The organism is Mycobacterium xenopi (assembly GCF_009936235.1).
GTDB classification, from domain to species: Bacteria; Actinomycetota; Actinomycetes; order Mycobacteriales; family Mycobacteriaceae; genus Mycobacterium; species Mycobacterium xenopi.
This window is the reverse complement of the sequence record NZ_AP022314.1, coordinates 789,574-805,035: the sequence shown is the minus strand read 5'-3', so window position 1 is coordinate 805,035 and position 15,462 is coordinate 789,574. Positions and strand designations below refer to the sequence as shown.

Sequence of the window (15,462 nt, the reverse complement as noted above, 5' to 3'; positions counted from 1 at the left end):
CGCGCCAGCGGCGACGATGCAGAGCGCGCAGCGCGATGAGAAGGAGCCGCGCAGTCGCGCCAGCGGCGACGATGCAGAGCGCGCAGCGCGATGAGAAGGAGCCGCGCAGTCGCGCCAGCGGCGACGATGCAGAGCGCGCAGCGCGATGAGAAGGAGCCGCGCAGTCGCGCCAGCGGCGACGATGCAGAGCGCGCAGCGCGATGAGAAGGAGCCGCGCAGTCGCGCCAGTACGCCAGAATGTGCAGATGCGCAGGATGCTCACCGGTGTGGCGATAGCGGCGGTCGTGCTGCTTGTCGCGGGCGCAGGTGCCGTCGCCGTCGACTTCGCAACGAGCATCTACGCCGAGTACCGGTTGTCTCGCGCCGTGCGCGCCGCCGCGGACCTGGGGTCGGATCCGTTCGTGGCCATTCTGGGATTCCCGTTCATCCCGCAGGCGATGCGCGACCACTACGACGAGCTGGAGATCAAGGCCAACGCGGTCGACCACGCAATGGTCGGCAAGGCCACGCTGGAGGCCACGATGCATTCCATTGGACTGGCCGACTCGTCGTGGCTGATCGGGCCGAACGCCAAGCTGCCGGTGGGCAAGCTGGAAAGCCGCATCATCATCGATTCCGTGCACCTCGGCCGCTACATGGGCATCACCGACCTGATGGTCGAGGCACCACCGGAAGAGACCAACGACGCCACCGGCGGCACCACCGAATCGGGTATCTCGGGCAGCCGCGGACTGGTGTTCACCGGCACCCCGAAATCCGCCAACTTCGACAAGCGGGTCAGTGTTTCGGTGGACCTGTCGATCGCCGGCGCTGACCACGCCACGCTGGTGTTCACTCCCACCGGGATCTTGACCGGCCCGGACACCGCCAACCAGAACGTTCCCGAGGACAAACGGGCCGCTGTGCTCAGCGCCTTCAGCAAGCGGCTGCCCGACCAGAAGCTTCCGTTCGGCGTGGCCCCGACCAGCCAGGGGGCCCGCGGCTCGGATGTAATCATCGAGGGCATTACCGAGGGAGTAACGATCACGCTCGACGCGTTCAGACAGTCATGACCAAAGCGCGACCCACCACGGCACGGGCGGCGGACCAGTGACTGCCGCGGTCGCCGCGATCGCCTCTGCCTGCGGACTGGCGGTCCTGGCTGGCTGGCTTTTGAGTCGGCGGTCCGGAGCCCTCCGCGCAACCTCGCCGCGGTCGGGGGAACCGTTCGACTTACAAGCCACAGGGCTCGACTTCTCCGGCACCGGACCGACCGTCGTGCACTTCAGTGCCCCCTGGTGCGGACCGTGTGCACGGGTGCGCCAAGTGGTCAGCGAAGTGTGCGACGGCCTCGGTAACGTGGCCCACGTCGAGGTCGATCTCGAGTCCAATGCCGCGCTGGCACAGCATTTTTCGGTGTTATCGCTGCCGACGACGCTGATCTTCGACGACGAGGGGCGCCAGCGCTACCGGGCAGCCGGTGTGCCTTCTGCCGCCGACCTGCGCTCGGCGCTGACCCCACTGTTGGCTTGACCCTCGTGCCATTAGGTAAGCTGTCCGACGTGTTCGCCCGCCTTGAGCCGATGCTCACCAAGCGCCGCGCAGTCGACCTGTGCCGCGTCGCGGGCTGCTGCTGTTGTTGTAGCTGCTGAGTAGCGCGCCTTCCGTGCCGCTCTCGGAGCAGCCATTCTGGCGTGCCCCAACCCTTCCCGTTGTCAACAGGAGCAGCTCTGTGTCGAGAACCACCACCACCGCCCAGGTCGACGGCGTCGACGTCCGCGGGCCGCGGTTCGTTGCGTGGGTCACCACCGCGGTCCTCGTGGTGACGCTGGTCGTGTCCGGGTACAGCACGCTGGCGGCCGCTGCCGTCTTGGCGCTGCAGGCCGTCGTCTTCGCCGTCGGTGCTCTCCGCGGGCCGCGGCAGCATCCGTACGGGATTGTGTACGCCAAAGTCGTGGCGCCGCGGCTGGGACCGGTGACCGCACGCGAACCGGTGCCGCCGCTGAAGTTCGCGCAGCTGGTCGGATTGGTCTTTGCCGTCGTCGGCGTGGTCGGGTTCGCCGGCGGTGCACTGTTGCTGGGCCTCGCTGCGACGGCTTTCGCCCTGGCGGCGTCCTTCCTCAACGCGGCCTTCGGTATCTGTCTGGGCTGTCAGCTCTACCCGCTGGCCGCACGGCTTAGGCAAACAGCGAGGTCCGCATGACCACCAACGTTTTCACCTGAGCAACCGAAAGGAACCCGCGATGGCACGTTCCGACGTCCTGGTCTCGGCCGACTGGGCCGAGAACAATCTCGACACACCCGGCGTCGTCTTCGTCGAAGTCGACGAGGACACCAGCGCCTACGACAAGGGCCACATCCGCGGCGCCGTCAAACTGGACTGGCGCAAGGATTTGCAGGACCCTGTCCGGCGCGATTTCGTTGACGCCGAACAGTTTTCAAAACTGCTGTCCGACCGCGGCATCTCCAACGACGACACTGTGATCCTCTACGGCGGCAACAACAACTGGTTCGCCGCCTACGCCTACTGGTATTTCAAGCTCTACGGCCACGAGAAGGTGAAGCTGCTCGACGGGGGCCGCAAGAAGTGGGAGCTGGACGGCCGTCCGCTGTCGACCGACCCGGTCACCCGCCCGACCACGTCCTACACTGCCAAACAGCCCGATAACTCCATCCGCGCGTTCCGCGACGAGGTCATCGAGGCCATCGGCGTCAAGAACTTGGTCGACGTCCGCTCCCCCGAGGAGTTTTCCGGCAAGATCCTGGCACCGGCGCATCTGCCGCAGGAACAAAGCCAGCGGCCGGGTCACATTCCCGGCGCCATCAACGTGCCGTGGAGCAAGGCCGCCAACGAAGACGGCACCTTCAAGTCCGACGAGGAGTTGGCCAAGATCTACGCCGACGCCGGCTTGGACGGGTCGAAGGAGACCATCGCCTATTGCCGGATCGGCGAACGCTCGTCGCACACCTGGTTTGTGCTGCGCGAGCTGCTCGGACACCGAAACGTCAAGAACTACGACGGAAGTTGGACCGAATACGGCTCCCTGGTGGGAGTCCCGATCGAGTTGGGAAGCTGAATATGTGCACACCACCCAAGCAAGGACAGACGTTGCCGGCCAGCGTCGACCTGGAGAAGGAGACGGTGATCACCGGCCGTGTCGTAGACAGCTCCGGCCAAGCGGTGGGCGGGGCGTTCGTCCGGCTGCTGGATTCCTCCGACGAGTTCACCGCCGAGGTCGTCGCCTCGGCCACCGGCGATTTCCGGTTCTTCGCAGCGCCGGGGTCCTGGACGGTGCGCGCGTTATCGCCCGCCGGTAACGGCGACGCCGTGGTAAACCCGTCGGGCGCGGGTATCCACGAGGTGGACATCAAGGTCGCCTGACCGGAAGCGTCGCGGCAGCCGGGGTCACGCTACGCCAACTAGACTCGTGGCCGTGATCCTGCTATTCGAGATCATGCTGGTCGCGGCCGTCGTGGTCATCGCGTGGTTCGCGCTGTATACGCTCTACCGCCTGATCACCGACGACTCGTGAGCTCTTCGGAGCACCCCGCCCGGCGGGCCGAGCGGATCGCTTCCGGTCAACGTGCGGTGGCCCAGGCGGCCGAGCGCGCCAAAGTGACTGCGAGCCGCAACATCCCGGTATTCGACGACCTTCCTATCCCCGCCGACACCGCGAACCTGCGGCAAGGCGCGAACCTGCACGACGCGCTGCTGGCGCTGTTGCCGCTGGTGGGCGTGTGGCGCGGTGAAGGAGAGGGCCGCGGCGCCCACGGCGACTACCGGTTCGGCCAGCAGATCGTGGTGTCGCACGACGGCGGCGACTATCTGAATTGGGAGGCCCGGTCGTGGCGGCTGAGCGAGTCGGGCGACTACGACGGGCCCGCGCTACGCGAGACAGGTTATTGGCGTTTCGTGCATGACCCCACCGATCCGACCGAGTCGCAGGCCATCGAACTGCTGTTGGCGCACTCGGCCGGTTACGTGGAGTTGTTCTACGGCCGGCCGCGCACCCAGTCGTCATGGGAATTGGTCACCGACGTCCTTGCTCGCAGCAAGTCGGGCATGCTTGTCGGCGGTGCCAAACGGCTCTACGGGATCGTCGAGGGCGGCGACCTGGCGTATGTCGAGGAACGGGTGGACGCCGACGGCGGGTTGGTGCCGCATCTGTCGGCGCGGCTGTCGCGGTACGCGGGATAACGGCGCCCGACATGGACAGCCCCCGAGCCGATGTTCCAGGTTGGACGGACCGGGAGGCTCGGGGGCCGGGTGACTGCGGGGAATTCGCCAGCGCGCGCTGCTGAATCCTCGCTTCGCGCGGCTTAACGCGCAGCCACCTCACATGTCCACGCAGCTAGCAATTTGTCGGACCACCTCCTTTCCTGTGTAGGGCTGACCGTACGCGCTCTGCGCCAGCCGGACAACGCCAACTCAGCGGTCGCTGACGACGGCGGCGTCGACGAGTTCAGCGAATTCCGCGGCCATCGGGGCCCGCGGCAGCGGTTGGCCATCGAGCGTGTGCACCCGCGCGGCCAACGTCATGCTCGACACCAGCCAAATCCCTTGGGCCGCAAAGAGATCCGATACACGCAACGCTCGGTAATCGCAATCGTAGCCTTTGGCGCGGGCCACTTCGAAGAGCGCCTGCTGGGTGGTGCCGCGCAGGATCGGATACCACGGCGGCGGCGTGAGCAGGGCGGTGGTGCCGGCACCGCCTTCACCGGCGGCGATCACGACCGTCGAGCGCGGGCCTTCCAGGACGTAACCGTCGGAGCTGACGAAGATGACGTCACCGGCGCCCAGCCGAGCGGCGTGGCGCAGGGCCGCCATGTTGACCGCATAGGACAGTGTCTTGGCGCCGGCCAGCAGCCACGGCGTGGCATCGGCGCCGCTGGCGGGCAGCCCGCGCGGCAGCGTCACCGCCGCGACGCCGTCGCGGCGCGCGGCGGCGATGCGCGGGGCGAGTGCAGTGACGGTGACATAGGCGGTCGGCGCTGACCCGCTCTCCCGGCCGCGGCTGTAGACCAGTCGCATCGCGCCCTCGTCGGTCGTGGTAGCGGCCCACCGGCGTGCCGCCACGTCGATCGCACGCCGCCAGGCTGGCAGATCGGGCTCGGGCAAATCCATCAATTTGGCCGAGTGGCTCAGCCGCGCCAGGTGCGCCTCCACCAGGCAGGCGCCCCCGCCGCGGACCAACAGCGTTTCGAAAATGCCGTCGCCTCGCACGACGGCGAGGTCGTCGGCGCATATCAGCGGCGTGTCGGGTGCCAGGATCTCGCCGTCGAGCGTGACGACCACGCCCGTCTGGCTAGCCATGGACGTTCAGCCTAACCAGCGCTCCGTAGAGTTGGTATGTGACCGCAGTTGCCGCCCCCGACCCTGGGCCCGACGCGGGCGCCGTGTGGCATTACGGCGACCCGCTCGGTGAGCAGCGCGCGGCCGAAACCGACGCTGTGGTGGTGGATCGCTCCCACCGGGCTGTGCTCACGTTGACCGGCGCCGACCGGCAGAGCTGGCTCCACAGCATTTCGACGCAACACGTCAGCGAGCTGCCCGAGGGTGCCAGCACCGAAAACCTCAGCCTGGACGGGCAGGGCCGGGTCGAGGACCACTGGATTCAGACCGAGCTGGGTGGCGTCACCTATCTGGACACCGAGGCGTGGCGCGGCGAGCCGCTGCTGGCCTATCTGCGCAAGATGGTCTTCTGGTCGGATGTCACAGCGGATGCCGCCGACATCGCGGTGCTGTCGCTGCTCGGGCCGCGGCTAAGTGAACAGCCGGTGCTCGACGCGCTGGGCGTGGGCGAATTGCCCGCCGAGATGACGGCCGTGCCGCTACCCACAGGCGGGTTCGTGCGCAGGATGACCAGTGCGCGCACCGGCCAAATCGAGCTGGACGTGCTGGTGCCGCGGCGGGAATCGGCCGACTGGGTACACCGGTTGACCCAGGCCGGGGTGCGCACCGCCGGGGTATGGGCCTACGAAGCCCATCGGGTGGCCGCGCGTCGTCCGCGACTTGGCGTCGACACCGACGAGCGCACCATCCCCCACGAGGTCGGCTGGATCGGCGGTCCCGGCGTGGGTGCCGTCCATCTGAACAAAGGCTGCTATCGCGGGCAGGAAACGGTCGCGCGGGTGCACAACCTGGGCAGGCCGCCGCGGATGTTGGTGTTGCTGCACTTGGACGGCTCGGCCGATCGACCGTCGACCGGAGACCCGGTCCTCGCTGACAGCCGCGCGGTGGGCCGGCTGGGTACTGTCGTCGATCACGTCGATCTGGGACCGATCGCGCTGGCGCTGCTCAAGCGCGGACTGCCCGCCGACACCGCCTTGGTGACCGGCGCGGGTGGGGACGTCGCCGCGGTGATCGATCCCGATTCCCTGCCGCCCGCCGACGGGGCCGGCGCAGGGCGGATCGCCGTTGAACGGCTCCGCGGCACCAACCGATGACGGCTGCTAGAGCGGGCAGGGCCGCCAGCGCGTCGTCGCGGGGCACGGTAAACTACTCGGCAGGACAATAAACGAGACCGACAGATCGGAGCCGCCTACTCGTTGGGCCGCTCCGTTATTGCGCGAGGGGGTTCCCCCATGGGCCGCGGCCGGGCAAAGGCGAAGCAGACCAAGGTTGCTCGAGAACTGAAATACAGCTCCCCGCAGACCGATTTCGAGCGGCTTCAGCGCGAGCTCTCCGGTTCGGGTGCTGACGACTCCAACCGGCTAGACGGCGACGACCGGTTTACCGACGACCCATGGAACGACGAGGACGACTGGCGCCGTTAGAGCCGTCCGTCACCCGTTAGAACCGCGGGTGCTGCCCGACGAGCCTGGCTCGCGGGCCTTCCTTGCCGCCCTTGTTGACGGTGCCCAGCACCCAGCAATCCACGTGCCGGGCGGTCAAGATGGCTAGCGCCCGATCGGTGTCCTCGGGTGCGACGACGGCGACCATGCCGACGCCCATGTTGAATGTTTTTTCCATCTCCGCGCGGCTGACCCGGCCTCGCTGCGCGATCATCGCGAAAACCGGTGCCGGCGTCCACGTGCCGCGGTCGACTTCGGCGACCAGTCCGTGTGGGATGACGCGCTCCAGGTTGCCGGCCAGCCCGCCCCCGGTGATGTGGCAGAAGGTGCGGACTTGGGTTTCGGCGGCCAACGCCAGACAGTCCTTGGCGTAGATGCGGGTGGGCTCCAGTAGTTCTTCGCCCAGCGTGCGGCCGAACTCCTCGACGTAGCCGGCCAGGTTCATCCGGTCGATTTCTAGCAGGACGGCGCGCACCAGCGAGTAGCCGTTGGAATGCAGGCCGGACGACCCCATCGCGATGATGACGTCACCGGGTTTGACACGCTCGGCGCCCAAGACGTCGTCGGCCTCGATCACCCCGACGGCGGTGGCCGATAAGTCGTAGTGGTCGGGCTCGATCAAGCCGGGATGCTCGGCGGTCTCGCCGCCCAGCAGCGCGCAGCCGGCGCGCATGCACCCTTCGGCGATGCCGGCGACGATGGCATTGAGCCGCTCGGGCACGATCCGCCCCAATGCGATGTAGTCCAACAAAAACAGCGGCTCGGCACCGCACACCACCAGGTCGTCGACCACCATCGCGACCAGATCCAGGCCGACCGTGTCGTGTTTGTCCATCGCCTGGGCGATCGCCAGCTTGGTGCCCACGCCGTCGCTGGAGGCGGCCAGCAGCGGTTCACGATAACCGCCGCGCAGGGCGAACAGTCCGGCGAATCCCCCTAGCTTGCTGCGGACTTCGGGTCTGGTGGCCTTGGACGCGAGTGGTTTGAACAATTCGACGGCGCGGTCACCGGCTGCGATGTCCACCCCGGCCGCTGCATAGGTGATGCCCTGATTGCCGGAGTGTTTTCCGGAATCCTTCCGACGGTCCGTCATCGCCGATAAAGGCTACCGTTCAGCGCCGTGCTAGGGGCGCCGTAGCGCGTCTTCAGCCAGAGCGGCCTCGTCGATCTCGGGGCCGGCCTGCACGGCCTCGCGGGCCGCGGTGGCCAGCATGTGCTCGATGACGTTCTTGCCCAGGACGGACTCGCTGGACAGCTCGATCGGGTACGCGCCGTCGAAGCAGGCGGTGCACAGCCGGGACGCGGACTGCTCGGTGGCCGCGATCAGTCCCTCTTGGGAGATGTAGCCAAGCGTGTCGGCACCGATCGCGTGCCGCACCGCTTCGAGCATCTCGTCCTCGTCGTCGACGGCGTTCGCGATCAACTCCGCCGCCGACGGGAAGTCGATTCCGTAGAAGCAGGGCCACTTCACCGGCGGCGAGGCGATGCGCACATGCACTTCGGCGGCGCCGGCCTCACGCAGCATCCGCACCAGGGCGCGCTGGGTGTTTCCCCGCACGATCGAATCGTCGACGACGATCAGCCGCTTGCCCCGGATGACCTCTTTGAGCGGGTTGAGCTTGAGCCGGATGCCAAGCTGGCGGATGGTCTGCGACGGCTGGATAAAAGTGCGCCCGACGTAGGCGTTTTTCATCAGGCCCTGCCCATAGGGGGTGCCGGACTCCTGCGCGTAGCCGACCGCGGCGGGCGTGCCGGATTCCGGCACCCCGATCACCAGGTCGGCGTCGATCCCGCACTCTCGGGCCAGCCGGCGACCGATCTCAACGCGGGCGGCGTGCACCGAGCGATTGGCGATCGTGCTGTCCGGGCGGGCCAGATAGACGTATTCGAAGACGCAGCCCTTGGGTGTGGGCTCCGCAAAACGGCTGGACCGCACCCCGTCGGCGTCGATCGCCAGCAGCTCGCCCGGCTCGATGTCGCGCACGAAGGACGCGCCGACGATGTCCAGCGCGGCGGTTTCGGAGGCCACCACCCAGCCGCGGTCCAGGCGTCCCAGGCACAGCGGCCGCACCCCGTACGGGTCGCGCGCCGCGTACAGCGTGTTCTCGTCCATGAAGATCAGGCAGAACGCGCCCCGCACGGTCGGCAGCAGCTCCAATGCCGCTTGTTCTAGCGTCGAGTCGGCCGCTGCGTGCGCCAGCAGCGCGCCCAGGACATCCGAGTCGGTGGTGGCCGAGCCAGGCAGCCGCGGGTTGATCAACCCGGCTTCGCGGGCCCGGGTGACCAAAGCGGTGCTGTTGACGATGTTGCCGTTGTGTCCCAGTGCCACCCCGGTGCCGGCCGTCGTGGTCCGGAACACCGGCTGGGCGTTCTCCCAGGTGGTCTGCCCGGTAGTGGAGTAGCGGCAGTGCCCGATGGCGACGTGCCCTGGCATGGCCGCCAGCGTCTGCTCGTCAAACACCTGGCTGACCAGCCCGAGATCTTTGAATACCAGCACCTGCGACCCGTCGGCCACAGCGATGCCGGCGGCTTCCTGCCCGCGGTGCTGCAGCGCATACAAGCCGTAGTAAGTGAGCTTGGCGACTTCCTCGCCGGGGGCCCATACCCCGAAGACACCGCATTCTTCGCGGGGCGGATTGTCCTCAGGCTGGGGCTGCAGGACGGTCACGGTCTGACGGCTCCCGAACGTTGGTGACGTAACGGAGTCTACGGGGACGACGGCCGGGTCGCAGAATCCGGCGTGCGTGTTGCGCTGGCGGCTCGTCAAGTCGGCAGGTTCACCAGCGGCAGCCATCGTTCGATCTGGCCGGCCCGCGCACCCGACAGGTGCAGCGCGCCGCCGCTTCGGCCGCCGGCACCTGCAGCAACCCGGTGGCCAGCAGCAGCCACGTTCGCGGATCGGTCTCGACGACGTTCGGTGGGGTTCCGCGGGTATGCCGGGGACCGGCAATGCACTGCACCGCGACGAACGGCGGGATCCGGACTTCGACACTGGCGCCGGGCGCCTGCGCGGCCAGGGTGCGCGCGGTCAGCCGGACCGCGGCGGCCAGCTCTGCTCGCTCCGGGGTGGGGCGGTTTTCGTCACGCAGCCAGTCGGCGACGGCCAAGACGGCTTGGCGGGTCTTGGCCGGGTCGGCGCTTTGACGGGCGGCCATCTGTTAGGAGCGTGACCGCCGCTGGATGGTGAGCGCTGCCGCGGCCGCGGTCTCGTTGATCGCCAGGTGTGTCAGTATCGGCGCGGCCAGGCTGCCGGACCGGTCTGCCAGCCAGCCGAATAGCCACCCCGCCACCCCGGTGACCAGGATGGTCGGGCCCACCGGCTGGCCTGCGGCGCGTGCGTCGGCGATGTGGGAGAGCCCGAACGCGACGGCCTGCACCAACCGTCCCCCGGTGTTACCGAAGCCCCTCGTGGCGGCGGTCGCCAACGCGGCCCGGAATGCGGCTTCCTCGGCCCACACCGTACCCACGGGTATCTGTACCCCCAGCCAGGCCGGCGCCGAGCGCGGCAACGGCCGCGCGGACATCGACAGCCGCACCACCGGCACCGGGGCCGTCACCGCGACCGCGGTCGCCGCGGCGGCCCCCGCCACCACCCCCCAGCGCAACCCGGCCCACAACCGCGGCGGAGACAACCCGATGCGCGAACCGGTCAGCAGTGCTAGCAGCGCGCCTCCGCCAGCTTGCGCGGGTACTCGCCACCGCATCGGTATCCGCGGCACGACGAAGCTCGAGCCGACCAGCGCGGTGGCCAGTAGGAGCGCCCGTAACCGCTCAAAGCTGCTGTCGTGCATCAGTTTTCGGGTCCGTCAGCACTTTCTGACTGTTTGACCGCGGCACGTATCCGCTCGGTGTCCGCGCCCGTCCAGCCATCCGGGGGTATCACCGCGGCCCAGCCGTCGAGGATGGTGTTGCCATAGTTGTGGCCATGTCCGCGGGGCATGCGCTCGGCTTCGGTGAGGTCCGCGCTGACTTGCCAGAACGTCACCACCGGATACCAGCGCATCGACGCGGTGCGGTCTTGCCCCGGTGGTTCGACCAGCCAATCCGGTCGGCTGAACAGCAAACCGGGCGACCACCAGACGACCGGATCGGATGGATGTTGCAGGAACAGCACCCGGGTGCCCTCCCATGGCCCCGCTGCGACGCGGGCGACGTCGGCGGGGTCGACGGCCTCGGAAAAGCGCACCGTTCGCCCATTGTCGTAGCGTGGCTGCACCTCGGTGGTCCCGGGATCGCGTCGCACGATCAGCGCATGCCACAACGGGCTTTCGTGCGGCGGCCCCACCCACAGCACCGCGTCGAAGCCCATCTGGGCGATGTCGGGCAAGAACCCGAACGCCGCCTGCCCGGCCATCGAACCCAGGCTTTCGCCGTAAAGCACCAATTTCGGTCGGTGATCCGCCGGCAGCTGCCGCCAACGGTTGTGGACGGTGTCGATGAGCACCTTCCCGGAATCCATCGACTTTTGCCGGTCGGCCAAGAATGAAATCCAGCTGGGCAGATACGAGTACTGCAGCCCGGCCATCGCGGTGTCACCGTTGTACATCATCTCCAGTGAACGCGCTGCCACCGGATCGATCCAGCCGGTGCCGGTGGTCGGGATGATTACCAGCAGCTTGCGATCGAATGCGTGGGTGCGCTCGAGCTCGTCGACGATGATCTGCGCGCGTGCCCGGTCGTCGGCGGCGGTCTGCAGCCCGGCATAGACCCGGATGGGCTCCTTGGCGGGCCGACCGTTGAGCCGGGTCAGCTCGGCGGCATGCGGGCCGGTGGCGACGAAGTTGCGGCCCTGGAAGCCCAGCGTGTCCCAGGGCGCCAATGACGCTGGGCTACCGGACTTTTCGGGCATCAACGGCTGATGTATGCGCGCGCCGGTGGCGTTGTTCCGCGGCTCGGAGAGGGCGTTGGCCCCCATGAAGAACCCCCGCACCAAGACCCCATTGATCAGGGTGATCAGCAACGCCACGACGATCGTGGTGCCGATGAACAGCGCCACCTCGTCGTGCAGATGCCAGCGCCTGATCAGCATCCGGGCCAGCAGCTTGATAGCGTCGATCAGCGTCCGGCACGTCGCCACCAGGACAGCACTCACCACGCTCGCAACGACCAACGTGCGCAGATAGCTCAGCGTGGTCGGACCGGGGATGCCCATCAACGCCGACACTTGCCGCTGCCATCCCGCGGCCGGGACGAGCATCAGCACCGCCGCACTCGGCGCGATCACGACGACAGCCGCCTTGATCCCGAACAGCACCCGGGCCGGCGGCGGCCACCAGCGGGCGTTGCGCAGCACGAAACGCTGCGCAGCCTTTTCCAGCAGCACGCCCAGGCCATAGCCGAAAGCGGCGTTGATGCCGCCGATCAGTCCTTGGAACAGCCAATCCCTGGGCAGCAGTGACGGCGTCAACGACAAGCAGAAAAACAGCGCGCCGAACCCGACCCCGCCAAAACGCAGTCGCAGCAAGCCCCACGCCCACACCAGCAGCGGGTGCCGGCCGTGGGGCTGGGCGGCATCGCTGAGCGGTTCGGCGGCAGCGTCGTGTACCGGGATCCTCATGCCCGCACACTCATCCGAACAGTGCGGGCAGCACCGCCTCGGAGGTGCCGCGCAGTTCTGCCAGCGATACAGTGAACCGCCCCCGAAATTCGACGGCATCTGACTCTGGGTCGACGACTCCGATGCCCACGGCGGGCAGCCCACGCACCTCGCACAGCGACCGGAACCGACGCTCCTCGGCGCGCGGCACCGCCACCAACACCCGGCCCGTCGACTCGGAAAACAACATCACGAAGGGGTCGATGTCGTCGGGAAGCACGACGCAGCAACCGGTTTCACCCGCCAGCGCGGCCTCCACCACCGCGATGGCCAGGCCACCTTCGGACAGGTCGTGCGCCGCAGACACCAGTCCGTCGCGGGCGGCCGTGCTGAGCACGTCGGCCAACAGCTTCTCGCGGGCCAGGTCGACTTTCGGCGGCAGCCCGCCGAGATGGTCGGCGGTCACCTGGGCCCACACCGAGCCGTCGAACTCGTCATGGGTATCACCGAGCAGCATCAGCGTCTGCCCCGGCCCGTCGCCCAGACCGATCGGAATACGGTGGTGCACGTCGTCGATGACGCCGAGCACACCGACCACCGGGGTAGGCAGGATCGGGGTCGATCCGGTCTGGTTGTAGAAGCTGACGTTGCCGCCGGTCACCGGAATGCCAAGGGCCGCGCAGCCGTCGGCCAATCCGCGCACCGCCTCGGCGAACTGCCACATAACCGCCGGGTCTTCGGGTGAGCCGAAGTTGAGGCAGTTGGTGACCGCGACCGGGGTCGCTCCCGTCACCGCGACGTTGCGGTACGCCTCGGCCAGCGCGAGCTGGGCGCCCGCATAGGGGTCCAGCACCGTGTAGCGGCCGGACGCGTCGGTGGACACCGCGATGCCGCGTCCGGTGGACTCGTCCACGCGCAGCATGCCGGCGTCGGCGTGCGCGGCCAGCACGGTGTTGCCGCGCACGTAGCGGTCGTACTGTTCGGTGATGAATCTGCGGCTGCACAAATGCGGACTGCCCAGCAGCGCAAGCAAAGTGGCGCGCAACTCGGCGCCAGTGGTTGGCCGCGGCAGGCTGCTCGACCGGTCGGCATTCAACGCGTCCTGCGAGGCTGGTCGGGCTAGCGGACGCTGGTATACCGGCCCGTCATGGGCCACGGTGCGCGGCGGCACGTCGGCGACGGTCTCGCCGTGCCAGGTGATGCGCAACCGGTTGCCGTCGGTGACGTCACCGATCACCGTGGCCAGCACCTCCCATTTGCGGCACACCGCTAGGAAAGCGTCCACGTTGTCCGGCGCGACCACCGCGCACATCCGCTCCTGCGACTCGCTGCACAGCACCTCGGCGGGCGTCATCCCGGTGGTGCGCAGCGGTACGGTGCCCAGTTCGATGTCCATGCCCCCGTCCCCGGCGGAGGCCAGTTCCGAAGTGGCACAAGCTAATCCGGCACCACCTAAATCCTGGATGCCGATCACCAGACCGCTGGCGTAGAGCTCCAGGCAGCATTCGATGAGCACCTTTTCCATGAACGGGTCACCGACCTGAACCGACGGCAGCTTCTTGCGGCCCGGTCCGGCCTCGTCACCGCCGAAGGTGTCCGACGCCAGCACCGACACCCCGCCGATGCCGTCGAGTCCGGTGCGGGCACCGAACAGGATGATCTTGTTACCGGCGCCCGAGGCGAAGGCGAAGTGTAGGTCTTCTTTGCGCAACACGCCGACGCACAACGCGTTGACCAACGGGTTGCCGGCGTAGCAGGCGTCGAAGACGGTCTCGCCACCGATGTTGGGCAGGCCCAGCGAGTTGCCGTATCCCCCGATCCCGCGCACCACGCCGTCGACCACCCGGCGGGTGTCCGGGGCGTCGGCCGGGCCGAAGCGCAGCTGGTCCATCACCGCGACCGGTCGCGCCCCCATCGCCATGATGTCGCGCACGATGCCGCCGACCCCGGTAGCCGCGCCCTGGTAGGGCTCGACGTAGGAGGGGTGGTTGTGCGACTCGACCTTGAAGGTGACAGCCCAGCCGTCGCCGATGTCGACGACGCCTGCGTTCTCCCCGATACCGGCCAGCAGGCCGGCCCGCATCTCGTCGGTGGTGGTCTCCCCGAAGTAGCGCAGGTGAACCTTCGACGATTTGTATGAGCAGTGCTCGCTCCACATCACCGAATACATCGCCAGCTCGACGTCGGTAGGGCGGCGGCCCAGAATGTCGCGGATGCGCTGGTACTCGTCGTCTTTGAGACCGAGCTCGCGGAAGGGTTGCGGCTGATCAGGGGTGGCGGCGGCCCGCTCGACGGTATCGACCGCGTGAGTGAGCCCGAACGTCACGGAGCCAGTCTAGGTTCCCGCCGCATCGATACCGCGGTTGACGTTTGCATCCGTGACTAATGGGTGGCCGCTCACCGTCGGGCGACGACGAGGGCCGCATCTGGCGCGACGCCGCCCGGTACCGGCCGGGTCCGGCCAGGGCAAGCACCGTTTCAGCGCTGGGCCGCGAGCGCCCGGTTTCGATGAAGCTCAGATGCCTCGCTGACACGCCCACCTGAAGCGAAAGCTCGAGCTGGCTTACCCGGCGACGCTCTCGCCAGCCACGCAGTAATCCGCCAACCGTCGAGTCGGTCACGGAAAGAAACCGTAATCGCAACGATGCGTGGCGGCGATGTCCTGCGAGGTAATTGTGCGGCCGCAACCGGGCGGCGCCCCGACTCCTGGAGGAAGCCATGACCGACATTCAGTCCGCCCCACTCCGCACGAGCTCCGACTCAGCGACCCCGACGTTCAGCGCTGAGATGTGGGCGGCGTATTGGGCCGCCCCGACCCTGACCCGCGGGTTTGATTTTTGGCCGACGACATCGTCGGCTATTGGTCGGACGACGCCGAACCGGTGCCAGGCAAAGAGGCGCACACGGCCGAGATCGCCGAATTGCTTATCGCCGCGCCGGATTTGAAGCTCGAACTGGTCGACAGTGCAACCGTGCCCAGCGCGGCCGTGGGCGAGCAGCTGGTGTTCTTGCACTACGTGGGCCAAGGCACCGGCCCGGACGGCCCCTTCACGATCCGCGGGCTCGACCGGGTCCGCAGCCGCAACGGCATGGTGGTGGAAAACGTCATCCGCTACGAACCGGCTGTCCTCGCCTCGCGCTGAACCCCCATG

The 15,462-nt window shown here is 68.0% G+C and carries 16 protein-coding genes and 2 pseudogenes; 10 read left to right on the top strand and 8 right to left on the bottom strand.

What is annotated here, in order from left to right; all coding sequences use genetic code 11:
- The first annotated feature begins 245 nt into the window (after positions 1–245).
- The 7 genes from lmeA to MYXE_RS03545 all read left to right on the top strand — a co-directional run bounded on the left by lmeA (position 246) and on the right by MYXE_RS03545 (position 4,177).
- Positions 246–1,052, top strand: a complete 807-nt coding sequence (lmeA, locus tag MYXE_RS03570; protein WP_415624457.1) for a mannan chain length control protein LmeA — start codon at positions 246–248, stop codon at positions 1,050–1,052.
- 37 nt (positions 1,053–1,089) lie between these two features.
- Positions 1,090–1,512 carry a thioredoxin family protein gene (locus MYXE_RS03565; RefSeq protein ID WP_003923264.1) on the top strand — a complete coding sequence of 141 codons (423 nt, stop codon included), beginning with the start codon at positions 1,090–1,092 and terminating at the stop codon, positions 1,510–1,512.
- Between the two features lie 50 nt (positions 1,513–1,562).
- On the top strand, positions 1,563–1,631 hold the full coding sequence (locus MYXE_RS25210; RefSeq protein ID WP_415624472.1) for an Ms5788A family Cys-rich leader peptide: 69 nt from the start codon (positions 1,563–1,565) through the stop codon (positions 1,629–1,631).
- An 80-nt stretch (positions 1,632–1,711) separates the two neighbouring features.
- Positions 1,712–2,182 (top strand): DUF4395 domain-containing protein, encoded by a 471-nt coding sequence (locus MYXE_RS03560; protein WP_085197751.1) that lies wholly within the window; start codon positions 1,712–1,714, stop codon positions 2,180–2,182.
- Positions 2,183–2,222: 40 nt separating this feature from the next.
- Positions 2,223–3,056 carry a sulfurtransferase gene (locus MYXE_RS03555; RefSeq protein WP_003923262.1) on the top strand — a complete coding sequence of 278 codons (834 nt, stop codon included), beginning with the start codon at positions 2,223–2,225 and terminating at the stop codon, positions 3,054–3,056.
- A 2-nt stretch (positions 3,057–3,058) separates the two neighbouring features.
- Positions 3,059–3,361, top strand: a complete 303-nt coding sequence (locus MYXE_RS03550; RefSeq protein ID WP_003923261.1) for a DUF1416 domain-containing protein — start codon at positions 3,059–3,061, stop codon at positions 3,359–3,361.
- A gap of 147 nt (positions 3,362–3,508) precedes the next feature.
- A complete protein-coding gene (locus MYXE_RS03545) occupies positions 3,509–4,177 on the top strand; it encodes a heme-binding beta-barrel domain-containing protein (protein ID WP_003923259.1) in 669 nt (222 codons plus the stop codon).
- A 231-nt stretch (positions 4,178–4,408) separates the two neighbouring features.
- Here MYXE_RS03545 and MYXE_RS03540 read toward each other — a convergent pair whose 3' ends face one another.
- Entirely contained in the window at positions 4,409–5,275 is an 867-nt protein-coding gene (locus tag MYXE_RS03540; protein ID WP_003923258.1) for an aminodeoxychorismate lyase, read from the bottom strand.
- A gap of 56 nt (positions 5,276–5,331) precedes the next feature.
- On the opposite strand from MYXE_RS03540, the gene ygfZ reads away from it, so the two are divergent.
- Together ygfZ and MYXE_RS03530 are read left to right on the top strand one after the other, a co-directional pair.
- Entirely contained in the window at positions 5,332–6,426 is a 1,095-nt protein-coding gene (gene ygfZ, locus MYXE_RS03535; protein WP_085197753.1) for a CAF17-like 4Fe-4S cluster assembly/insertion protein YgfZ, read from the top strand.
- Positions 6,427–6,564: 138 nt separating this feature from the next.
- Entirely contained in the window at positions 6,565–6,756 is a 192-nt protein-coding gene (locus MYXE_RS03530; RefSeq protein ID WP_003923256.1) for a DUF3073 domain-containing protein, read from the top strand.
- A gap of 16 nt (positions 6,757–6,772) precedes the next feature.
- Here the strand turns inward: MYXE_RS03530 and purM are convergent, their stop codons facing one another.
- The 7 genes and pseudogenes from purM to MYXE_RS24185 form a co-directional block, all read right to left on the bottom strand.
- Positions 6,773–7,867, bottom strand: coding sequence for a phosphoribosylformylglycinamidine cyclo-ligase (gene purM / locus MYXE_RS03525; RefSeq protein WP_003923255.1), 1,095 nt, complete (start codon positions 7,865–7,867; stop codon positions 6,773–6,775).
- A 30-nt stretch (positions 7,868–7,897) separates the two neighbouring features.
- Positions 7,898–9,568, bottom strand: a complete 1,671-nt coding sequence (gene purF, locus MYXE_RS03520; protein WP_415624456.1) for an amidophosphoribosyltransferase — start codon at positions 9,566–9,568, stop codon at positions 7,898–7,900.
- Positions 9,538–9,929: pseudogene (locus MYXE_RS03515) on the bottom strand (sterol carrier family protein). Before MYXE_RS03515 ends, purF begins: the two are co-directional and overlap by 31 nt.
- Before the next feature lie 3 nt (positions 9,930–9,932).
- A complete protein-coding gene (locus tag MYXE_RS03510) occupies positions 9,933–10,565 on the bottom strand; it encodes an Rv0804 family intramembrane glutamic endopeptidase (protein ID WP_003923252.1) in 633 nt (210 codons plus the stop codon).
- The gene (locus tag MYXE_RS03505; protein WP_112649987.1) at positions 10,565–12,331 is read right to left on the bottom strand and encodes an alpha/beta hydrolase; all 1,767 of its coding nucleotides are present in this window, start codon (positions 12,329–12,331) and stop codon (positions 10,565–10,567) included. The genes MYXE_RS03510 and MYXE_RS03505 overlap by 1 nt, the downstream gene beginning before the upstream one ends.
- A gap of 10 nt (positions 12,332–12,341) precedes the next feature.
- Positions 12,342–14,636 carry a phosphoribosylformylglycinamidine synthase subunit PurL gene (gene purL / locus MYXE_RS03500; protein ID WP_085197756.1) on the bottom strand — a complete coding sequence of 765 codons (2,295 nt, stop codon included), beginning with the start codon at positions 14,634–14,636 and terminating at the stop codon, positions 12,342–12,344.
- A 133-nt stretch (positions 14,637–14,769) separates the two neighbouring features.
- Positions 14,770–14,931, bottom strand: a pseudogene (locus MYXE_RS24185) (helix-turn-helix domain-containing protein); the annotation flags it as partial.
- Positions 14,932–15,147: 216 nt separating this feature from the next.
- Between MYXE_RS24185 and MYXE_RS03490 the strand changes: the two are divergent.
- Entirely contained in the window at positions 15,148–15,453 is a 306-nt protein-coding gene (locus MYXE_RS03490; protein ID WP_232061716.1) for a nuclear transport factor 2 family protein, read from the top strand.
- The last annotated feature ends 9 nt before the right edge of the window (positions 15,454–15,462 follow it).